This window comes from Flavobacterium sp. 90 (assembly GCF_004339525.1).
Lineage (GTDB): Bacteria > Bacteroidota > Bacteroidia > Flavobacteriales > Flavobacteriaceae > Flavobacterium.
This window is the reverse complement of sequence record NZ_SMGE01000001.1, coordinates 2,646,533-2,669,559: the sequence shown is the minus strand read 5'-3', so window position 1 is coordinate 2,669,559 and position 23,027 is coordinate 2,646,533. Positions and strand designations below refer to the sequence as shown.

The following is a 23,027-nucleotide window of genomic DNA, read 5'->3' as shown; positions in this document are numbered from 1 at the left end:
CAGAAACGAATCCTGATGGCTTTAGAGTTTTAATTTTCTTATTTTTTATTGAAGATTTGAATAGATTTATCAGACACATAAAAAATGTTTTGTGTCGCAGGATCTACTTCATAAACCGGTTTGTTGTTTGTGAAAATAATTTTATCAACCTCAACTCCGTCTACTTTACTCACTTTTACAAGAATTTTTTCTCCTGTTTCTGCTTTAGCAAAAATATAAGAGTAGTCTCTGTTTTGTTTCATTGCGTTAAAACGAGAATTAAATTTAGCCGCTACAATTCCCAGAGCTACTGATCCTGCTGCATAAGCTTTTGCCTGATCTTTATTCGTTTTATCTTCTGGCTTAACAACTGAAGTTCTCATGTTTCCATCAGAATCACGATACGTCATTGTCACTTCAGATCCTTTAAAATCACTTACTCCAGCACCAACTCCTAAACCGATACTTCCAACAATGGCAGCACTTTTAAGAAGACGTCTTGTTCCTTCTCCAGGTTGTGAGTATGTAAGGTGGTATTTAACTGTACCATCCATATTAACTCCCATTACTTCAAGCGGCCCGGAAAGCACAACTCCCCAAGGGAATAATTCGATACTGTTTAATTCTTTTTCTTTTTTGATGTTTACTTTAGCAAATGGCTCTGGCTTGTCGCTAATGCTTGGATCGAATTTATATAATTTCTCATCGTTATATACTAAGTAAGAATTTGTAGCTTCGTCATAAGTAGGCAAAACCGGACGATCTTTGTCAAACGAAATGTTACGTTTCCAAAGTTTAACTCCTGTTTTATAATCTACCATGTTTCCGTAAGTTCCTGTAAGGTACATTACTTTTTCACCAACTTTTCCTAAGTAATAAATTGGATCTTCTTTATCATCAGAGATTTCGATGAATTTTTTCCAAAGTTTTTCTCCGTCTTTGTTGATCAACATCATTTCGTTTTCAGCAACATATAAGAAATCCTGATCGATTGGAATTACTCTTTTCAATCCGTCTCCACGAGCATCTTTTTTCCAGATTTTTTCTCCTGTTTTTAAGTCAAAAAAGTTAAATCCGCTATAGTGAGCAACTAATATTTTTGTTCCCCAATCTTCAAGATAAACAACTCTTTTTGTTTTGATAGATTCTTTCCAGATACTTTTTCCTGTTTCTGTATTCAAAACATTCAAATATTGTTTTGTCGAAAAAGTTCCTGTATTATTAACTACAACAATGTTTTTATCGTTTTGAGTTAAAAAGAATTTTGAATAATCTTCTTCACCCTTCCAGTTTAACTTTCCTGTCGCTCTGTCAAAAGAATATAATTTTCCGTATAGTAAATAATAAATTACAGATCCGTGAACTGTAGCAATATTTGTGTTTACTGACTCTTTGAAAGAGAAGCTAAACAATGATTTTGCCTTGTCTACAGTAGTATTCCACTTTAATTCACCTGTTGTCATATCCAACAATGCGATTGCCATGTCGCCATCTTTTTTCAAAGTAAGCAAATACTCATTTGTCTCCGGAATAAAATCTGATTGTGTTACCCAAAAAGATTCTTTTGACGAATTATAAACCACTTTTCCAGTATCAGTATTAATGATAATGTACTTGCTATTGATGTAAGCTTCAACATAAGGGCTTCCGGCAACGTTTGTTAAAGTACTTTTGTCCGCAAAAAGTTTTGTAAGATCTGTGTCAGCTACCATATCCGCTGCAGATTTACCTCCAAAATCCTCTTTGGTCAAAGTCCAAACGATTTTTTTAGTTTCAGGATCCAAACCTTTTACGGATCCTCCTTCTTTAAAAACAACAATTCCTGTAATCCCGTTCTGTACTAAATCCTGTACGGAATTTTCTGTGTTTACGATTTCATCATATTTCCTTTGGGAAAATGCTGAAACGCAAACTAATAAAAGCAAAAAAATCGAGAATGTAATTTTCTTCATAGTAGTCTTTTTCTTAAAAAATTAATATTTTTGGATGTAGGCTGTTTGCTGAATTAACTTATTAAATGAGAAAAACATTAACATTTACTAAAAATTCAGCGCACAAATATATAAAAATAGGAATCGGTTTTAAGAAAATATTTCTTTCAAAACCTCTAGTGATTTTGGCCTCTTGAAACCGTCTAAATGGAAACTATAATAATCGATTAGAATCTTCAATAAAATTTGTCTTTCGGTGACATTAAATACTTTTTGGTCGTTGTCAAATTTTAAATCAATTAGTTTTTTAAACACATTGGTTTCGTGTTCTGTAAGTGCATTAAAACCATGAAAAGGTATAAAAACACCATCGATCATTTCGAAATAAGGAAGATCAATTTCCGAAACATCGGGATAGAAGCCTAAATATTTGGTAGCTTCTAAAAGTAGAATTAAATGAAAATTAGAAATTTCGTCATGATGGTCAAGCCAAGTTAAAGCTGTTTCTAAAAAAATAAATAACGATTCATTCTTTTCTTCTTCCTGAATGGAGTAATGCAACATTTCGGACAGAAACATTACCATTGTACTTTTGATCAAATCAGTATGAATACTCTGAAACGGAACTGCGGTTTTAATTTCTTTGAAGTTTTCTAATGTGCCTTTGTTTTTATGAACCGCCTCAATCTCAAGAATAGACAAAGGCTGGAAATAAGCAATCTTCTGACTTGCTTTCCGACTTGAAAAAGCATCGCGCACAAAATAAGATTTCAAGCCGTTTGAAAGTGTAAAACATTTTACAATCAAACTTTTCTCCTGAAATTTTAATGCCGATATTACTATTGCTTTGGTTTTGACTAACAATTTTAGATTTTAGATTTTAGATTTTAGATTTTTTTGAAAAACTAAAACCTGATTATCATTTTGAAAACTGGAAACTGAGACTGAAAACTAACGAATTATCATGACTTTCTTAACCTTAGTTTCACTTCCGTCTTGTGCAGAAATAAAAACCATATAAACTCCGGAAGCCACTTTATATCTTCCAAAAGCGGTTGTGTCCCATTCTATAGTTCCTCCTGTCGAGGTGATTTCATAAACAAGATTACCTTCGATATCTGTGATTTTCACATTTGCTTTATCAATTAATCCGGCCACTTTTACTGTTCCTGAATACGTTGGGCGAACTGGATTTGGATAAATATATACATTATTCAAGTCTTCATTTGCCTGTGTTGCAATTCCTTTAAAAGCAATCATTCCTTTATTTGTTGCAATAAAAACTTCTCCACTTACACTATTAATTTTAATATCATTTATAGCATTACTTGGCAATGGAGAATTATTTATAGTGAAATGATATTTTGTTTCCTGTCCATTTGGCGAAACCATAAAAACTCCGGAATCAGCTGTACCAATCCATTTATTATTTGATCCATCTACAGCAATCGAAGTAATAAATTGCTCATATAATAGTTCCTGAGCCAGATTATCTTCCATTATAATTATAGGATTTGCTTTTAATTGACTTTCTGATTGAAAACCACCAACATTAGACAAAACTCTCAAACCATTTGTAGTTCCTATCCAAAGCTGATTTTTAGTATCAAGCGCCACAGATCTCACATCTGCTGATGGCAAATTTCCTGAATCAGTTCCCAAAGTCATTTTTTTGAATGTATTTGTACTTTCATTAAAAGCAATCACACCATCTCTATTGGTAGAAATCCATTTGGTATTATTCTTATCGATAACAACATTTGCATAACTAACATCTTCCGGCTTAGCCAAAATTGTACTTGTATCATAGCTTTGCCATTGACCATTAGCTTTAAAAACCTTTAAACCATTTTTAATTCGGCTATTGGTTATCCAAAGATTTCCGGATTTATCAAAAGCATTTCCGTTAATACGAACATCTTTATAATCTGGTCCGGCATAAGTAAGACTTTCAAGACCGCTGTTTTTTTCATTATACAAAAAATTAGGCACATCATTTTCAATCTTTACTAATCCCGAAAAAAAAGAACTTGCATAAACCTGGTTTTCATTCTTCGGATTAATCAAAATACGGGTTATTGATTTTGCATCATAAACTTCTGAATACGGAATATTTAACCAACCAGAAGAGTTATATCTACTAATTCCATAAGTATCTAAAGGATATGGATCATACGAAATATTATAATCTCCATAAACAGCCCATAATACATTTGGAGAAACATCAAGAGAAAAAATATTATTTCGAACTGGTCCCGTTGGCGTATTATCTACAAAAGCCGAAACTCCTGCAAGCGTCGAAGAAAATAAACCTTTTTCTTTTGTTCCTATAAAAATCATATCACCAACAGCAGTACTACAAGTAAAATTCAAAGTATTATCTAAAACCTGTGTGTTCGAAATTTGGCGATTCAAAACCATTTGATTGTTATAAACATAAACCGAACTTGGCGTTGTAATAAGCAAATTATGATTTTTTGCTCTCATATCTGCAGAAGGTTGTGAAAGCTGCAGAAATCCAACAAATGTATTGGAGTTGAAACGATGAATATATCCCGCTGAATTTATTGCGATAAGTTCTGTGTCAAAAGCTTCAACACTTGACCAATCGCCAGAATTCACAAGAAGCCATTGATTAAAATCAATTAAATTTGCATTTGTACTATCTGCTTTTTTAATTCCGGTTGAAGTTGCTGCGTAAATAAATCCATTAAAGAAAGTGGTTTGTTTTACACTTGTTTCTGCGCCATTGTCTCCAATAAAATAAGTATCACCAAATTGTGAAGTCGTCAAATTAAATTGCACAATTCCAAAATCGCAAGAAACATAAAGCAAACCATTATGTTCCATAAAATGATTAATTTTTTTAATGCTTGGCGATAATTGTTTATTAATAATATCGACAACTTTCAGCATACTTCCGTCAGTTTCGTTAACTACAATCATCAATCCGTTTTCATAACCAACAATCGTTTTTTTGAATGCATCGCTATGATAAACCGCCGAAATAGTCTGACCGGAAAGTCCATCGATTGTTGTGGTTGTTTTGAGAACATTCGTCGCTGCATTTTTAGAAAACAAAGCATTTTCTGACGCAGCAAAAACTGTTGTTGAAGATTCTGAAATATCTTTTATTTCGTTAAACGAAAAATAGCCTTCCCAGGACAATTTATTCTGAGCGAAATTAAATTGAAACAGTAATAAAAATAAAATATACAGAAATCCTTTCTTCATTATTTGACATATTCAGATAGACAAATATACTACAAACGAAAGTATTTGATTTTTGTTCTACTTTAAATAAAGTTCTTTTTTTGAACCTTTAAGAGATTAATACTAATCAAAAATTGAAAATCTACAATTTGTGCCGTTACGTACAAAATATTGGTAAAAAACATTAATAGAAATAAATTTAGCGTGCCGTAGGTACGCAATAGTTGCCATTTTGTTGCGTACCTACAGCACGCCAACGTATTTCGAATCTACTATGACTACCAATATTTTGTACCTAACGGCACATCACGACTGTCAATATAAGTTTGCCACGAATTCACGAATTATTCTTTTCTTAATAATGAATAAACTGCATCTACGGATTTAACACAAAAATAAAAAAGCCTTCATCTTTCTTTACGAAAAATGAAGGCTTTTAAAATCTTCAATTAAAATTATACTACACCTTGCGCAAGCATAGCATCGGCAACTTTAACAAATCCGGCAATGTTAGCTCCTTTTACGTAGTTTACATAACCATCTTCTCCAGCACCATATTTTTTACATTGGTTGTGAATTCCAACCATGATATCTTTTAATCTTAAATCAACTTCTTCACTTGTCCAGTTAAGACGAATAGAGTTTTGTGTCATTTCTAATCCAGATGCAGCAACTCCACCAGCATTTGCAGCTTTTCCAGGAGCAAATAATACTTTATTATCAAGGAATAATTTAATAGCATCTAAAGTAGATGGCATATTTGCAGCTTCAGTCACACATAAAACTCCATTTTCAATAAGCTTCTTAGCATCCTCACCATTTAACTCATTTTGAGTTGCACATGGAATCGCGATATCAACTTTTACTTCCCATGGACTTTTTCCTTTATGGAAAACAGCATTTGGATATTTATGAGTATAAACTTCAGCTCTATTGTCTCCGGTTGCTCTCATTTCGACCATATGCTCGATTTTCTCTCCAGAGATACCTTCTTCATCCAGAATATAACCGTCAGGACCAGAAATAGTAACTACTTTTCCTCCAAGTTCATTTATTTTTAAAGCAACTCCCCAAGCCACATTTCCAAAACCAGAAATTGCTACTCTTTTACCTTTAATTTCATGTCCGATAGTGCGTAACATTTGATCTGTAAAATAAACAACTCCGTATCCTGTAGCCTCAGGACGTATTAAAGAACCTCCGTAAGCAAGACCTTTACCAGTTAAAACACCAGTAAATTCGTTTCTGATTCTTTTGTATTGACCAAATAAATAACCAATTTCTCTTGCACCAACACCAATATCTCCTGCAGGAACATCTAAGTCAGGACCAATATGACGACATAACTCAGTCATAAATGATTGACAAAAACGCATTATTTCTCCGTCAGATTTTCCTTCCGGATCAAAATCAGAACCTCCTTTTCCACCACCCATTGGAAGTGTAGTAAGACTATTCTTAAAAACCTGTTCGAAAGCTAAAAATTTTAAAACTGATAAATTTACAGAATGATGAAATCTGATTCCACCTTTGTACGGTCCAATTGCAGAATTCATTTGAATTCTAAAACCTCTGTTTACAATTATCTCTCCTTTATCGTCCACCCATGGAACTCTGAATATTATAGAACGTTCTGGTTCAGCAATTCTAAGAAGTAAATTTTTACCATCGTATTTTTTTCTTTCTGCAATAAATGGAATTACCGTTTCTGCAAACTCTCTAACGGCTTGAAGAAACTCAGGCTCGTTTGGATTCTTTGACTCTACAAGAGCCATAAACTCATTTATTTTTTGTTCCATTTTGAAATAAATTATTTTATTTTTTTGCTCAATTATGTATTACGAAAACGTTTAGAGAAAACGTTTTCGTAATAACACACAAAGATACAGTAAATTGTTATTTTTTTGCATCTGAGCAGTAGATTTGTTTATTTTTCAAACAATGATTAAAATAACATTTACACTTCTAAGTTTACATCAAATTAACATAGTTAAAGTTAGTAAATTAAGTATTTTATTACTTATTTTCTAATAGCCAAATTTATTGTTTTGAATCGAACTTGTTTTTTATATATTTGCCCTGATTAGAAAGCCCAAAACTATGCTCAAACCTGTAATTATCACATTATTTGCCATCTTTGGCATCTCAACAATTGCGACTGGTCAGTCCAGTTTAGCACAAGAAGTAGGAATAATATTCGGACCTGTAGTTTTTCAATCTGATTACGGTCAAAGAAATAATTTTGATACAAATATCGGAAATACCGGATTTGGTGTAGGAATTGTCCACTTTATAAATTTCTCAGCCAACAACAACAGAGAAAGTTTTTTCACAGAACACTTTAAAGTCAGATCCGAATTATCTTTTAACACAACCAAATTAGAACATTTTGGTTATTGGGTTGAAAGAGAAAAATTCAAAAACCTGGTACAACATCTTAGAGCAATGCACGGAAGCTCTACTGTAGTCAATCTGGGAGCTCAATTGGAGTATTCTCCGTTTATGAAAATTCATGATTTTGAGAACACAATTGGTGGATTTAGCCCTTATGTAAGTTTAGGTTTCCAGGTAAGTTACTATAATACCAAAGTTGATTCCAGATTAGGTACTTTAGGACTTCCGGAAAATACTTTTCCAAAATACCTAACTCCATCAGATGGTCGCCCATATGGTTTCTCTAGTGAGTCAGGTGTAGTCGCATCTATAACAGCAGGTGTTGGAGTTCATTACAAACTAACAACAATGAGCGATCTGATGTTCGAAGCCCGTTATCAGGGATTTAGTTCTGATTGGGTTGATGGTTTAAATCCTAATAAAGATCTTTATAAAGAAAACAAATCAAACGATTCGCAAGTTTGGTTTAATGTAGGATACATTTACTATTTAGAATTCTAAAGAAATCTCAACATAAAAAAAATCCCAAATTCCAAAATCATTACGATTGGAATTTGGGATTTTTATATTTATAGATTGTTTTCTTATGCTAAAGCTTGCTCTAAATCTGCTATTAAATCTTCAGCATCTTCAATACCAACGCTCAATCGAACAAGATCATCTGTAATACCAACTTCTGCTCTTTTATCAGCCGGAATAGAAGCGTGCGTCATTAAAGCAGGATGATTTGCCAATGATTCAACTCCTCCAAGAGATTCTGCCAAAGTAAAAACTTTTAGTTTTTCTAAAAACGCAATTGAATCTTCTTTTTTACCTGATTTAAAAGTAAAAGAAACCATTCCTCCAAAAGCTTTCATTTGCTTTTTAGCAATTTCATGAAACGGATGACTTTCTAATCCAGGGTAATAAACAGTATTTATTTTAGGGTGATTGCTTAGATATTCAACTACTTTTTCTCCGTTTTCGCAATGTCTTTGTACTCTTAACGAAAGCGTTTTAATTCCTCTCAAAACCAAAAAACTATCCATTGGACCAAGTGTTCCTCCTGTTGCAAATTGTTGAAAATGCAATTGTTCTCCTAAAGCTTCATCTTTTACAATTAAAGCTCCCGCAATAACATCAGAATGTCCGCCAAGATATTTTGTAGCAGAATGCATAACAATATCAGCTCCAAGATCAAGAGGTTTTTGCAAATATGGTGTTGCAAAAGTATTGTCTACAGCAAACAAAATATTATTTGCTTTCGTGATTTTTGCCACTTCCTGAATATCTGCCAATTTCATTAACGGATTTGTAGGCGTTTCTACCCAAACCAATTTTGTGTTTTCGTTGATTAATGATTTCAATTTTTCAATATCAGTCATATCAACAAAATGAAACTTAATTCCTGAATCCTTATAAATTCTGGAGAACATTCTGTAAGTTCCTCCATATAAATCATCCATAGCAATGATTTCATCACCGGCCTTAAATGATCTTAAAACACAATCTGTCGCCGCCAAACCAGATGAAAAAGCCAATCCGCGAGTACCATTTTCGATACTGGCCAAAGCATTTTCTAAAGCTGTACGAGTTGGATTTGAAGCTCGGCTATATTCATAATCAGCCAAAGGTTTCCCCGGACTAGTCTGAACAAATGTCGAAGTTTGATACACCGGAGGCATAACTGCTCCTGTACTTGGATCATGATGTTGACCACCATGTATTACTTTAGTATTGAATTTCATATAGTTACAAGTTTTAAATACTTTATTGTGGTACAAATTTACCGTTTAATTTATTTTAATCCTGAAACAACTTCTTACCTTTGTATATAATTAACACTTTTTGATATGAGACATTCCACTTTTTTAGTCTTTTTACTTGTAATCCTGACAAGTTGCAGCAAAGAGCTTTCCTTTGAAAATGAAACATTTGAAAAAGAATCGACTATTCCTTGCAAAAAAGATTGTCCAAAAATCACCATAGATGTTCCTATTGCAAAAAATATTCCGATAGTAGAAGACAGCATCAATAAAAAAGTTTTTGCTGTAATAAAAGAAATTGTTTATTTTGGAGAAGATCATGCAAAAGTGAATGATTATAAAACATTAGCTGCTTCTTTTAGTGCTTCTTTTGAAGAAATGCACAAGAAATTCCCAAGCGAAACTTTTGGCTGGGAAGGAAAAATCAAAGGAGATGTTGTATTCAAATCTGATCAGATCTTAAATATCAAAATCGATCATTATACTTTTACTGGTGGCGCACATGGTTATCAAGGATTAAGATCTTTGTTGTTTGACACTAAAACCGGAAAAGCAATTTTTAGCGATCAGTTGTTTAAAAATGAAAAAGAATTTAAGGCTTTCGCCGAAAAAGAATTCAGAGCAAAATATAAGATTCCAGCCAAAGCCAACATCAATGCAACCGGATTAATGTTTGAAAACGACAAGTTTCAATTACCTCAGAATATTTTTTATACAGACGAAGGTTTACTTTTATATTACAACTCTTATGAAGCAGCTTCATATGCAGATGGTCCAAAAGAGCTTTTATTTCCTTATGATGAAGTCAATAAATATTTGAAGTATCAGTAGTTCGCTTACACCAAAAACTCTCAAAACAAAAATTAAAAAAGATAAATATTTACTTACATTTACTGCTCTTTTAATTTTTTCTATATGTTAACCTTTAATCATTCAGGATTATTAGTCCCTGATAATAAAATTACCTCAACAATTCAAGAATTAGAAAATGAGTTTGTAATAAAAATTCCTTCGGATAAAAGGAAAGAAATTTTTCAAGCTTATGTTAAATATAATGAGGATTTCAAAAAAGTATGTAATTTAGACGAACCACATCAATGGATTAATGGATCTTATGTTACGCAAAAGAATAATCCAGGAGATATTGATTTAGTAACGTTTTTAGATTATAATATTATTTCAGAATTAGGCTCAAAATTAGACGATTTTAAATACCCTAATTCAGAGATTATTTATGGTGTTGACGCATATATCAGTGAGGTTTATCCACAAAATCATATTAATAATTTTAGATATGTGAGTGACAAAGCATATTGGTCAGATCGCTTTACAAAAACAAGAAGAATTAGAGGAAATAGATTATCGAAAGGCTTTTTGGAAATAAAATTTTAATTTACGACAAATGAAAGACAACAAGTTATATCATATTTTAGACCTAATAGAAGAAATAGATAAGGTTGATAAAATGCTTGCCTTACATAAAGACTCTGATTCTGATTTAATGTCAAGCCAATATAAAAATCAAAAACTAAAACTAAGTAATTATTTAGTCAAAGAACTTTTGATAAATAGTGATAACAGAACAGAAGTTATGTACATCATTAAACTTTTTATAGAGAAATTTTACAATAACGAAATGAGTCATTTGCAATTTGAGGAAAATGACAATTTAAAAAAAATTGAAAACGTATTTATTGAAAATTACGCTTAACAGATCTCCAAAGATCGATATATCTTAGACGCACTGCTGTGCGTCTCTACAGAAAACCTTTGTCGCTTTACACCTATGAACCTTTACTCCTCTATTTAGCTCCTTCTTGAAAATCGTACTTCATTTTTCGAAGAATTCTCAAAGCTTCTTTAAAAGACAAATAAATATTCCCAAAGGGTTTTAGAAGCAACTTTGCATCAATCAGTTTTTGTTTTGCATCATCAAAACCGTTTAAATAACAAATCATAAAAGTCGACGGAAGATTTTCCAGATCTTTTACTTCTCGATCTGATAAAACAATGCCTTTTTGAAGCTTTTGAAGCAAAGCCATATTTGCATTATAAATATGATACAGCATTTTTCTGTTGAATTCCGGTGGCTGAAAAAGCATTTCACGATCAATTTTATAATATCCGTTATCGAAAAAATGAATGGTTTGTTTCTCTAAAGGATAATAACTCGTTTTATCATTTAAACCCAACGGAACATATTCGGTTATCGTAAAACTATCGTCATCAAAAACAATCGTAACAACATCCTGAGCCGAATAAAAAAGTTTAATTTGTTCGTTGATCAACTCAATATCTACTCGGGATAAAAACGTTTTATCTCTGGATTTCTTAGGAACTCCGGCCCAGCAAATCACAAACAATTCTTTAAAAACATGATATTTAGGCGACATATCTTTGTGCCTGAAATTCATAAAATCTATAACGCCGTCAAGTGTATATTGAATACTATTTCGGGAACTATTTTCGATTCCAATTACGGTTTCTGTATTCTGATAATTCTTTTCGATTTCGCCTTCAACCGGAACCGAATTACTGCCGCGTCTAATAAAAACACTATTAGCAACTATAGTATGAATTCCTTTTTTGAAATAAGAGATTTTACTTTTGGGTTTAATCGTTACCAATCCAATCACTTTATCTTTTGGAAGATTTGGGAATGGTACATTTTCGTATTGAATTTTAGGAGGATTTTCCAGAAAAGCATTAACAAGATTCTGAATTCGGCTATCATCAAAAAAGTCATCACCTACAATTTCGTTGTCATGATCTTCTACTCCAACCACGATATATGAATTATTGGTTGGATTTGAATTTGATAATGCGCAAATGTGTTTCAGAAATTTTCCTTTTCCTTCGCGCGAATGCAAATTCAATTGCCTTTTTTTATCATAAAAACTGCTCTCGTCATTATGAGCAAGGAGGTTTTTTATTAAAAGGCGTTTATTAATCATTCTCTTTTGATTTTTAGACTAGCTTAGATTTTTAGACTTCTTAGATTCTTGTTTTATAGACTTCATAAAAATAATCAATCTAACTGTCTAAGAAGTCTAAAATCTAATAATCTAAATTAAATATTTTTCTTAACGATTGTCGCCGAAGCTTGTGCCGTTGGCAAGACAATTAAATCAGAAATATTTACGTGATATTTTCTTGAAACAACAAAATGAATAATATCTGCAATATCCTCAGCCTGTAATGCATCCAAACCTTTATATACAGATGAAGCTCGTTCAGAATCACCTTTAAAGCGTACTTCGCTAAACTCGGTTTCTACCATTCCGGGATGAATTGCTCCAACTCTAATTCCGTATGGATTCAAATCCATTCGCATTCCATTACTGATTGCGTCAACAGCATGTTTTGAAGCGCAATACACATTTCCGTTTGGATAAACCTCTTTTGCAGCAATTGAACCAATATTGATAATATGCCCAGACTTTCTTTCAACCATTTGCGGAATTATCGCTTTAGAAACATACAAAAGTCCTTTTACATTAATGTCAATCATTGCATCCCAATCATCAACATTTCCGGTTTGAATTGGATCTAATCCATGTGCATTTCCAGCATTATTAATTAGAACATCAATTGTCGCAAACTCTTCCGGTAAATTATGAATACTATCCAAAGTAGCATCTTTATCGCGAACATCAAAAGACAAAGAATGCACTTCTGTAAAAGCCGAAAGTTCTTTTTCCAATTCTGCCAAACGATCTATACGTCTACCGCAAAGGACAACTTTATAGTTATTTTTAGCCAATATTTGTGCGGTTGCTTTTCCAATTCCGCTTGTAGCTCCAGTAATTAAAACTGTTTTTTTCATTCTTATTTTTATTTTTTTAGCCACAGATTAAAAGGATTATAATGATTCTTATAATCTGTGTAAATCATTTTAATCTGTGGCAAATATTTTTAATTGTACCAAATTTTAAGAATCGATGTAAATCTGTTTAATCCGTAAAATCCGTGGCCAATATTTTTTTTAATCACATTTAGCTGAACACTAAAAATTAAGCAACATCGTCCCCCATACTTTCTGTCCAGATTGCAAACCAGTCTTCTTTGTCCATTTCTAATTCAACTGCTTTCATTAAGGATTGAATTCTGGCAACATTCACCGTTCCCGCAATTGGAATAACTCCTGCAGGATGTTTTAAAATCCATGCTAATAAAAGTGTATCTGAACCAAAACCATATTTTTGAACCAATTCAGCAAACAATTTTTTCAAACGACGTGTTTTTTTCGTGTCTTCTCTGAAAACTGTTCCTAGCGGATTCCATGATAACGGACGAATTCCGTGTGTTTGCATATAATCTAAACTTCCATCAGTCATTGCCTCAAAATGAGTAGCCGAAAATTGTACCTGATTATAGCTAACTTCTGTTTTCTGACGAATCAATTCGGTTTGAGAACTCGTGAAATTTGAAAGTCCAAAATCAATAATTTTCCCTTCTGATTTTAATTTTTCAACCGCTTCAGCAATTTCGTCTGCTTGCATTAATGGACTTGGTCTGTGCAATAAAAAAACATCAACATAATCTGTTTTCAGTTTCTTTAAAGATTCCTCAACAGACCAAATGATATAATCTTTAGAATAATCGTAGTGTTTGATTTTGTTCTCCGGGCGTTTTTCAGCAATCATCTGAATTCCGCATTTGGTAATTAATTGTAATTTTTCGCGCGCAATCTTGCTGGCATGAAATGCTTTTCCAAAATCAGCTTCAGTAGTATAAGCTCCGTAAATGTCGGCGTGATCAAAAGTTGTAATTTTGTTTTCGATACTTATCTGTATCATGTTTTCCATTTCTTTAAGCGTAAGGTTTTTATCCCAAACTCCCCAATTCATAGTGCCCGAAATTATAGGCGATAATGTTGTTTTACTCATGGTTTTTCTGCGTTATTTATGGTAATAAATATGCTTTTCTGAAGCATAATCATCAAAGTTCTTAAAAATATAAAAATAGATTCCCAATTCGTCCTTAAAATTAGGTCATTGATCGAAGTTTTAACCATTCTTTAACATCTTACTTCTCAAAAAATATTCAATTTGCACTCTCAAAAGTAAGGCATAAAAATCAACGTTTTAAAAAGGTTTTAAAAATATTTATATGGAAGAAAATACAACGACTTTAGACATTAGAGCGATAAATGAGAAAATTGAAAGAGAAAGTGCTTTTATAGACCTTCTTACAATGGAGATGAACAAAGTTATTGTGGGTCAGAAACATATGGTCGAGCGTTTGTTAATTGGACTTCTTGGTCAAGGTCACATTTTGCTTGAAGGTGTTCCCGGATTAGCAAAAACTTTAGCAATAAATACTTTATCACAAGCCGTTCAGGGTTCATTCAGCCGTATTCAGTTTACTCCTGACTTATTGCCTGCCGATGTTGTTGGAACGATGATTTATAACATCAAAGCAAACGAGTTTTCAATTAAAAAAGGACCAATCTTCGCTAATTTCGTCCTTGCCGATGAGATTAACCGTGCTCCGGCAAAGGTTCAGTCAGCACTTTTGGAGGCGATGCAGGAAAAACAAGTAACTATTGGCGATACCACTTTCAAACTTGATCGTCCGTTTTTAGTACTTGCAACACAAAACCCTGTTGAGCAAGAAGGAACATATCAACTTCCGGAAGCGCAAGTTGACCGTTTCATGCTTAAAACTGTAATTGATTACCCAAAAATTGACGAAGAACGTTTTGTAATTCGTCAAAACTTAAAAGGATCTTACGAAAAAGTAAATCCAGTAGTTTCTGTAGAACAAATTTTGCGCGCGCAAGAAGCAGTTCGTGAAGTCTACATGGACGAAAAAATCGAAAAATATATTCTAGATATCATCTTTGCTACTCGTTATCCGGAGAAGTACAAACTTGCAGACTTAAAACCTCTTATTAGTTTTGGAGCATCACCTCGTGGAAGTATCAATTTAGCTAATGCAGCAAAATGTTACGCTTTCATCAAACGTCGTGGATATGTAATTCCAGAAGATGTTCGCGCAGTTGTACACGATGTTCTACGTCACAGAGTTGGGATAACATATGAGGCTGAAGCCGAAAATATTACTTCTGTAGACATTATCAACAAAATCGTAAACGAGATTGAAGTACCTTAAAAAATTTTAGATTTTAGATTGCAGATTTTAGATTTAAAAACTGCAATCTAAAAGTGTTTATTAACTCGGAATCTAAAATCTAAAATCTACAATCTACAATCCGAAAAAATGGATACAAAAGAGCTTTTAAAAAAAGTACGGAAAATAGAAATCAAAACCAAAAGACTGAGTAATCACATCTTTTCGGGAGAATATCACTCTTCATTTAAAGGGCGCGGTATGACTTTTAGTGAAGTACGTCAATACCAATATGGCGATGACATTCGTAACATCGATTGGAATGTAACTGCACGCTATAACGAAGCCCACGTAAAAGTTTTTGAAGAAGAACGCGAATTGACCATGGTTTTAATGGTAGATATTTCGGGTTCAGAGGGTTTTGGTTCAAAAAGTCAATTTAAAAAAGACATCGTCACCGAAATTGCGGCAACGATGGCTTTTTCGGCTACACAAAATAATGACAAAATTGGTTTAATATTATTTTCTGATAATGTAGAATTGTATATTCCGCCAAAAAAAGGTCGTTCACACGTTTTGAGAATCATTCGTGAGCTAATCGAATTCGAGCCAAAAAGTCAAAAAACAGATGTTGGAGCTGCTCTAAAATTTTTATCAGGAACTCAGAAAAAGAAAGCGATTGTTTTTGTTATTTCTGATTTCATGTCTGAAAATTATGAGCAAACTTTAAAGATTGCTTCTAAAAAACACGATATTACAGGCGTTAGAGTTTACGATATTCGTGAAGAAAAGATTCCGAATTTAGGAATGGTTCCAATGCTTGATGCCGAAACAGGGAAAATTCAATTGGTAGATACAGGTTCGAAAACAGTCCGAATGAATTACGAAAAACACTATCAGGAAAGAGTTAATTATTTCAAAGATATTTTCAGTAAATCCGGCGCAGGTGTCGTAAACACAAGAGTTGACGAAAATTACGTAACAAAACTATTAGGTTATTTCAAATCAAGATAAAATTAATTTTAGATTGCAGATTTTAGAATTTAGATTTTTCAAATTGAATAATTTATGATTTCTGCATTACACAAATAAAAAATCCGCTTAAATCCGCGTCATCCGCGTGCCATAATTAAGCATTCATTTTAGAATAAAATCTGAAATCAAAAATCAAATGAAATTAAAGTTTTACATATTTTTATTTTTACTTTCCTCTTCTATTTTTGCCCAGCAAAAACAAGTAGAGACAAGCATTGATACCACAAAAAATAAAATTGGAGCCGAATTTAAGTTAACCCTTAAAACGGTTGTCAGCTCAAAATCGAAAGTTGTTTTTCCTAAACTAAAAACTATTGGTCAGCTTGAAGTAATTCAATCTTATCCAGTTGATACTGTTAAGAAAAATGACACTTACGAATTGATCAAAAAATATGGTTTAACGCAATTTGATTCTGGAAAATATACAATTCCAAGTATTAAGATTTTAATTGACAAAAAACCTTATCAAACGGATTCTATTCGTGTTGAAGTTGCAAATGTAAAAGTCGATACTTTGCAACAAAAAATGTATGACATAAAAGACATAACTGCTGCAGATAGCGGAATAGGAAATTGGTGGATTTATGTTTTGATTTTTATCGTTATTCTTGCAATTGGCGCATTTGTATATTGGTACGTTAAAAAACACCAATTGAAAAAAATTGAAGAAGAAGTTTATAAAACTCCGATCGAAAAAGCGACAAGTTTATTGAACAATCTGGAGTCAAAAGAACTGGTTCAAAAAGGCGAAATCAAAGAATATTATAGTGAATTAACAGATATTGCCCGTAATTATATCGAAGAAGCCATTCATATTCCAGCAATGGAAAGTACCACTTCTGAATTGATTCAAGCAATTAGAACTGCTTCTACTAAAAAGAAAATGACATTAACTCCGGAAACTGTAGAGAATCTGGAACGTGTTTTACGTCAGGCGGATTTAGTAAAATTTGCAAAATCTAAACCTTTAGAATTTGAAATTACCGAAGACAGAAACAAAATCCAAAGAGTAATTCTTACGCTTGATAATGCAATTCCTACGGAAGTTGAAACAGAAGAGGAAGACCAATTATTGAACGAAGCTCAGAGACAAAAACAGATCAAACAACAATTGCTAAAAAAACGTAACAAACGTATTGCAATTGCCGTAGGAACTGTTGTCTTTTTATTATTTGCAACAACTACCTATTTTATTGCTACCAAAGGTTTCACTTATGTGAAAGATAATCTTATTGGACATCCGTCTAAAGAATTATTAGAAGGAGTTTGGGTAAAAAGTGCTTATGGAAATCCTGCCGTTTTAATTGAAACTCCAAAGGTTTTAAAACGAATGGATACTCAAAAAGTGTTACCTAAAGAAACTATGGCGTTGATTAAAGAGATGCAGCTTTTTGCTTACGGAAGCATGATTGACAACTTTTACGTTGCAGTTTCGACAAGTAAATTCAAAAATCCGGTAGAACTTGATTTAGCAAAAGCTTTAGAAGGATCTTTAAAAGTAATGGAAGCTCAGGGCGCGCAAAATATTATTGTAAAACAAGAAGATTTCCAGACGAATCAAGGTATTCAGGGATTAAAAGGATACGGAACAATGACAGTCTTAAATCCGGTTGATAAATCGAGTTCAAAAGCATATTATGAAATTTTACTTTTCAAACAAGATCAGGGTTTACAACAAATCGTGATTTTACATCAGGAAGGTGATACTTATGCGAATGATATTACAGAGCGTATTTTAAATTCTGTTGAACTTCAAAAAGCGGGTAACTAATGGATAAGATAACTTTTTTAAACCCACAGTTTTTTTGGTTGTTTCTTTTAATTCCAATTGCAATCGCATGGTTCTTTTGGAAACGAAACCAACAATCGGCTACTTTAAAAATGAGTTCGACACAAGGTTTTAAAAATAGCGAATCGCTATTAACGAAATTAAAACCTTCTCTATACGTTTTTAGAATCATTGCTTTATGTTCTTTAATTATTGCTTTGGCAAGACCAAGAACAGTTGATATTAGCAGTCAGACTAAAACCACAAAAGGAATTGATATTGTTCTTGCAATCGACGTTTCCGGAAGTATGCTTGCAAAAGATCTAAAGCCAAACCGTATGGAAGCTTTAAAAAGAGTAGCTTCTGATTTCGTTACAGAAAGACCTAATGACAGAGTTGGATTAGTTTTATACGCTTCTGAAGCTTATACTAAAACTCCAGTCACAAGTGATAAAGCTATTATTCTTGAAGCGATAAAAAGCATTAAATACGATACGGTTTTACAAGACGGAACCGGAATTGGAATGGGATTAGCAACCGCTGTAAACCGTCTTAAAGACAGTAAAGCAAAAAGCCGAATTATTATTTTAATGACAGATGGTGTAAATAATGCCGGATTTATCGAACCGGAAACTGCTTCTGACATCGCAAAACAATACGGAATAAAAGTTTATACGATTGGAATTGGTACAAACGGAATGGCGGAATCTCCATACGCTTATGCACCAAACGGAGGATTTTTGTATAAAATGCAAAAAGTAGAAATCGACGAACAATTAATGAAAAATATTGCTCGTAAAACTGACGGAACTTACTTTAGAGCAACAAGTAATGATCGATTAGCCGAAATATACAGCGCGATTAATAAATTAGAAACTACTGAAATTCAAGAATTAAAATTCTATGATTATGACGAAAAATACAGAGGTTTTGTTTTATTGGCAGCCTTTTTATTATTGCTAGAAGTAGGTTTAAGAAATACAGTTTACAGAAGCTTTATATAAATTTTAGTCTCAGTCTCAGTAATCAGTCAACAACTGAAAACTGCGACCGAAAACTGAAAACTAGAATTAAAAAATGGAATTAGACGAAAAAAAATATTTATATCTTTTATTATTACTCCCAATTGTGGTGTGTATTTTCCTTTTCAATATGTATTGGAAAAGAAAAAAACAACGCGAATTTGGAGATCTTGAAATGGTAAAAAGACTGAGTCCTGAGAGATCTGTTTTTAAACCTGTATTAAAATTATCAGTTATACTTTTGGCGCTTGCCTGTTTGATTATCGGGTTGGTCAATCCGAAGATTGGAACAAAAATGGAAACTGTAAAACGCGAAGGAATTGACATTGTTTTTGCCGTTGACGTTTCTAAAAGTATGCTTGCCGAAGATGTTGCACCAAGTCGTTTAGAAAAAAGTAAGCAACTAGTTTCGCAAATCATCAATAATTTAGGAAACGACAGAATTGGAATTGTAGCGTATGCGGGAAGTGCTTTCCCCGTTTTGCCAATTACATCTGATTATAGTGTTGCCAAAATGTTTCTGCAAAGTATGACTCCGGATATGGTTTCATCACAAGGAACTTCGCTTGATGAAGCAATAAGATTATCATCGACTTATTTTGACGAAAAGAGCAAAACAAGTAAGCTTTTGATTCTGATTTCTGACGGAGAAGATCATTCTGAAGGAGCTTCGGCTGCAGCAGAAGAAGCCAACAAAATGGGAATGAAAATCATCACTATTGGTGTTGGAACTGAAAAAGGAGGAACAATTCCGTTAAGAGAAAATGGCGTAATCAGAAGCTATCAACAAGATCAAAACGGACAAATTGTTATTACAAAACTAAATCAGGAAGGTTTAAAAACTATTGCAAAAGCTACAAAAGGCGGTTATGTTTATGGCGGAAACACGAAGGAAGTTTTAGATTATATCAAAAACGCTTTAAACAACATTCAGAAAACAGAATTTGAGGCGACTCAAATGGCCGATTTTCAATCGCAATTTCAATGGTTTATTGGCTTTGCTTTCTTATTATTGTTTGTTGATATTTTCCTTTTAGAAAGAAAAACAAATTGGATAAAAGAGTTGAATTTATTTAACGAAAAGAAATAATAAAGTTAGCCACTAATTGCACGAATTTACACGAAAGAAAAAATGTCTTTGTGAAATTCAAAAATAAAAAACAATTTAATTAGTGATAATTGGTGCAATTCGTGGCAAACTAAAAACATAAAAAATTAGAATGAAAAATTTACTTCTTTATATTTTACTAACGTTTTCTTTGGCGGTTTCGGCTCAGGAAAAAGATAAAACATTGCCTGATGCCAATGATGAATATAAGCAGAATAAATTTGTTGATGCTGAAGCGAACTATAGAATTTCAGAATCAAAATTTCCAAAACGTGCCGCTGCTCCTTATAATTTAGGAAATACTATCTATAAACAAAATCAGGTTTCGGAAGCTAAATTTGCTTACGCGAAAGCCATAAAAAACGCCAAAACAAGACCTGAAAAACATAAAGCATTTCACAATTTAGGAAATGTCTTCATGAAAGAGAAAGATTATACACAAGCGGTTGAAGCTTATAAACAAGCTTTACGTAACGATCCAACAGACGATGAAACTCGTTACAACTATGCTTTGGCAAAACAAAAGCTAAAAGAAAATCCTCCTAAAAACGACAAGAACAAAGACAAAAATAAAGATAAGGACAAGGATAAAAACAAAGATAAAGACAAAGACAAGGATAAAAATAAAGATAAAGACAAGGACAAGAAAGACGACAAAGGCGACAAAGACAAGGATAAAAAAGATGGTAAAAACGATCCTAAGAAAGATGACAAATCAGACAATAAAGGAGAGCCAAAACCACAACCTGGCGGAATTTCTAAAGACCGAGTTCAGAATTTATTAGATGCTGTAAACAACGAAGAAAAGAAAGTACAGGATAAAGTAAATGCCCAAAAAGTAAAAGGTTCGCCTAAAAAAACAGAAAAAGACTGGTAAAAACATTGTTTAATCGTTTATTTGTTTAACCGTCTATTTGACTATGATTAAACAATAAAAAAAGCGATTAAACAGTTAAACTAAAACAACGATTAAACAATTTAATGAAAAGATATTTAATTCTATTCCTATTCACTTTTCAAGGGCTTTTGGCTCAAGTTCAATTTGAAGCCAGAGTAAGTAAGAACACGCTTGGACTAAACGAAAGATTCCGCATTGACTTTATGATGAATGTTGATGGAGACAACTTCGACCAGCCTTCATTTGAGGGTTTTAGAATTGTTGGCGGACCAAGTCAGCAAGTAAGTCAATCCTGGATAAATGGAAGAAGTTCTTTTCAAAAAATATACTCTTACATTTTACAACCTGAGAAAAAAGGAACTTTTACCATAAAACAGGCTGCGATTGAATACAATGGTCAAATTTACAAAACAGCACCTATAAAAATTGTTGTTACAAATGCCGTTGCGCAAGAAAGAGATCCTAATGATAGCGGCAGACCTCAGGGAACTTCTACCGGAGATGAAATGCTTAATCTTGTTGCGGAGATTTCTAAAACGAATCCTTATTTGAACGAACCTATTACAGTGGTTTACAAACTGTATTTCAATTATATCAATGTTACCGGTTTTAAAGAATTGGCTAAGCCAAAATATAACGACTTCTGGAATCAGAATATCGATATCAAACAATTGGCGGTTGAGCAAGGAAGCTATCAGGGTCAAAGATGTTATTATGTTGTCTTAAAGAAAACTATTCTATATCCTCAAAAATCAGGAAGACTTACTATTGAACCACTTTCGTTGGATATTGGCGTGCAATTGCCATCAAATCGTCGCGATATGTTTGGTCAGATGATTGTAACTGATGGAAACAAAGTTGTTTCTGCCGGTGCAAAAACGATCAATGTAAGACCTCTACCCGAAGCTACTAAACCAGAAGGCTTTGGCGGAGCGGTTGGTAAATTTGATTTTACGGTAACGCCTTCTAAAACAACATTAAAAAGCGGAGAAAGTCTTGATTTGATTGTTAGCGCTTCAGGAAACGGAAACATGAAATTGTTTACTTTGCCAAAACCTGTTGTGCCGAATGCATTAGAAATGTACGATCCTGTTCATGACGAAAAAGTGACAACTTCGTTATCAGGAATGTCAGGGAAAATCACTGATAAATACACCATTGTTCCGCAATACAAAGGGAAATATGCGATAAAACCAATGCAGTTTTCTTATTTTGATTTGAATACAGGTTCTTATAAAACGATAACTTCACCAGAAATTATGGTTGATGTTCTGGACGGACCAATGCAAGCTGAAGCAAACGCAACAGCCGCTAAAAATGTGATTTCGAAAACAGAACAATTCAAATATATCAAGCCTAAAACAACATTAACCGCAATTGCCAGAAATGACTTTTATGGTTCTAATTTGTATTACGGTTTATTATTCTTACCGTTTGTAATTATACCAATTATTGTTTTGGCTAAGAAAAGAAAAGAAGCAATTGATGGTGACGTTACCGGAAACCGTATTAGAATGAACAACAAACTGGCGAAGAGATATTTGTCTGAAGCTAAAAAGCAACTCAACAACAAAGAGCCATTTTATATTGCTCTTGAAAAAGCAATGCATAATTTCCTAAAAGCAAAACTGCATATTGAAACCTCAGAAATGAGCAAAGACAATATTCGTGAATTGTTGTTGTCCAGAAATTCAAATCCTGAAACGGTTCAAAATTTCATTAACTTGACAGAAAACTGCGAGTTTGCACGTTATGCTCCGGCATCAAGCGCTTCGATTCAGCAGGATTATGACAAAGCTGTTTTGATTATCTCAGAACTGGAAAAACAGATCGTTTAAATATAGAATCAAACCTAACAG

Annotated in this window: 19 protein-coding genes; 11 read left to right on the top strand and 8 right to left on the bottom strand. The window is 33.0% G+C overall.

All coding sequences use genetic code 11. The annotated features are described in order from the left end of the window. Positions 1-38: 38 nt before the first annotated feature. The 4 genes from C8C83_RS10715 to gdhA all read right to left on the bottom strand — a co-directional run bounded on the left by C8C83_RS10715 (position 39) and on the right by gdhA (position 6,922). The gene (locus tag C8C83_RS10715) at positions 39-1,931 is read right to left on the bottom strand and encodes a PQQ-binding-like beta-propeller repeat protein (protein WP_121328538.1); all 1,893 of its coding nucleotides are present in this window, start codon (positions 1,929-1,931) and stop codon (positions 39-41) included. A 129-nt stretch (positions 1,932-2,060) separates the two neighbouring features. Next, a complete protein-coding gene (gene recO, locus C8C83_RS10710) occupies positions 2,061-2,774 on the bottom strand; it encodes a DNA repair protein RecO (protein ID WP_132011741.1) in 714 nt (237 codons plus the stop codon). 87 nt (positions 2,775-2,861) lie between these two features. Then, positions 2,862-5,144: a two-component regulator propeller domain-containing protein gene (locus C8C83_RS10705; RefSeq protein WP_121328536.1), complete on the bottom strand. Its 2,283-nt coding sequence runs from the start codon at positions 5,142-5,144 to the stop codon at positions 2,862-2,864. A 434-nt stretch (positions 5,145-5,578) separates the two neighbouring features. Next, positions 5,579-6,922: an NADP-specific glutamate dehydrogenase gene (gene gdhA / locus C8C83_RS10700; RefSeq protein WP_121328534.1), complete on the bottom strand. Its 1,344-nt coding sequence runs from the start codon at positions 6,920-6,922 to the stop codon at positions 5,579-5,581. Between the two features lie 301 nt (positions 6,923-7,223). Here gdhA and C8C83_RS10695 point away from each other — a divergent pair, with 301 nt between their 5' ends. Then, positions 7,224-8,018 (top strand): glutamate dehydrogenase, encoded by a 795-nt coding sequence (locus C8C83_RS10695; RefSeq protein WP_121328532.1) that lies wholly within the window; start codon positions 7,224-7,226, stop codon positions 8,016-8,018. Between the two features lie 83 nt (positions 8,019-8,101). Here the strand turns inward: C8C83_RS10695 and C8C83_RS10690 are convergent, their stop codons facing one another. Further along, a complete protein-coding gene (locus tag C8C83_RS10690) occupies positions 8,102-9,280 on the bottom strand; it encodes a cystathionine gamma-synthase (protein ID WP_255416697.1) in 1,179 nt (392 codons plus the stop codon). Positions 9,281-9,349: 69 nt separating this feature from the next. Here C8C83_RS10690 and C8C83_RS10685 point away from each other — a divergent pair, with 69 nt between their 5' ends. The 3 genes from C8C83_RS10685 (at position 9,350) to C8C83_RS10675 (ending at position 10,973) form a co-directional block, all read left to right on the top strand. Next, positions 9,350-10,093: a DUF3298 and DUF4163 domain-containing protein gene (locus C8C83_RS10685; RefSeq protein WP_121328528.1), complete on the top strand. Its 744-nt coding sequence runs from the start codon at positions 9,350-9,352 to the stop codon at positions 10,091-10,093. Positions 10,094-10,177: 84 nt separating this feature from the next. Further along, positions 10,178-10,654 carry a hypothetical protein gene (locus C8C83_RS10680; protein WP_121328526.1) on the top strand — a complete coding sequence of 159 codons (477 nt, stop codon included), beginning with the start codon at positions 10,178-10,180 and terminating at the stop codon, positions 10,652-10,654. 10 nt (positions 10,655-10,664) lie between these two features. Next, positions 10,665-10,973, top strand: a complete 309-nt coding sequence (locus tag C8C83_RS10675) for a hypothetical protein (protein WP_121328524.1) — start codon at positions 10,665-10,667, stop codon at positions 10,971-10,973. A 91-nt stretch (positions 10,974-11,064) separates the two neighbouring features. Here C8C83_RS10675 and C8C83_RS10670 read toward each other — a convergent pair whose 3' ends face one another. The 3 genes from C8C83_RS10670 to C8C83_RS10660 all read right to left on the bottom strand — a co-directional run bounded on the left by C8C83_RS10670 (position 11,065) and on the right by C8C83_RS10660 (position 14,151). Continuing rightward, entirely contained in the window at positions 11,065-12,216 is a 1,152-nt protein-coding gene (locus tag C8C83_RS10670; protein ID WP_121328522.1) for an ATP-binding protein, read from the bottom strand. Between the two features lie 116 nt (positions 12,217-12,332). Continuing rightward, on the bottom strand, positions 12,333-13,088 hold the full coding sequence (locus tag C8C83_RS10665) for an SDR family NAD(P)-dependent oxidoreductase (RefSeq protein ID WP_121328520.1): 756 nt from the start codon (positions 13,086-13,088) through the stop codon (positions 12,333-12,335). A 187-nt stretch (positions 13,089-13,275) separates the two neighbouring features. After that, positions 13,276-14,151: an aldo/keto reductase gene (locus tag C8C83_RS10660; protein ID WP_121328518.1), complete on the bottom strand. Its 876-nt coding sequence runs from the start codon at positions 14,149-14,151 to the stop codon at positions 13,276-13,278. A 223-nt stretch (positions 14,152-14,374) separates the two neighbouring features. On the opposite strand from C8C83_RS10660, the gene C8C83_RS10655 reads away from it, so the two are divergent. From C8C83_RS10655 to C8C83_RS10625, 7 genes are all read left to right on the top strand, one after another. Next, complete coding sequence (locus tag C8C83_RS10655; RefSeq protein WP_007807095.1) at positions 14,375-15,379, top strand: MoxR family ATPase; 1,005 nt, start codon at positions 14,375-14,377, stop codon at positions 15,377-15,379. Positions 15,380-15,487: 108 nt separating this feature from the next. Beyond that, positions 15,488-16,351: a DUF58 domain-containing protein gene (locus tag C8C83_RS10650; protein WP_055093980.1), complete on the top strand. Its 864-nt coding sequence runs from the start codon at positions 15,488-15,490 to the stop codon at positions 16,349-16,351. 157 nt (positions 16,352-16,508) lie between these two features. After that, positions 16,509-18,143: a hypothetical protein gene (locus tag C8C83_RS10645; protein WP_121328517.1), complete on the top strand. Its 1,635-nt coding sequence runs from the start codon at positions 16,509-16,511 to the stop codon at positions 18,141-18,143. Beyond that, positions 18,143-19,144: a VWA domain-containing protein gene (locus tag C8C83_RS10640; protein ID WP_121328516.1), complete on the top strand. Its 1,002-nt coding sequence runs from the start codon at positions 18,143-18,145 to the stop codon at positions 19,142-19,144. The genes C8C83_RS10645 and C8C83_RS10640 overlap by 1 nt, the downstream gene beginning before the upstream one ends. A gap of 73 nt (positions 19,145-19,217) precedes the next feature. Further along, positions 19,218-20,252: a VWA domain-containing protein gene (locus C8C83_RS10635; protein ID WP_121328514.1), complete on the top strand. Its 1,035-nt coding sequence runs from the start codon at positions 19,218-19,220 to the stop codon at positions 20,250-20,252. A gap of 130 nt (positions 20,253-20,382) precedes the next feature. Continuing rightward, entirely contained in the window at positions 20,383-21,147 is a 765-nt protein-coding gene (locus tag C8C83_RS10630; RefSeq protein WP_121328512.1) for a tetratricopeptide repeat protein, read from the top strand. Between the two features lie 104 nt (positions 21,148-21,251). Continuing rightward, positions 21,252-23,006 (top strand): BatD family protein, encoded by a 1,755-nt coding sequence (locus C8C83_RS10625; protein ID WP_121328511.1) that lies wholly within the window; start codon positions 21,252-21,254, stop codon positions 23,004-23,006. The last annotated feature ends 21 nt before the right edge of the window (positions 23,007-23,027 follow it).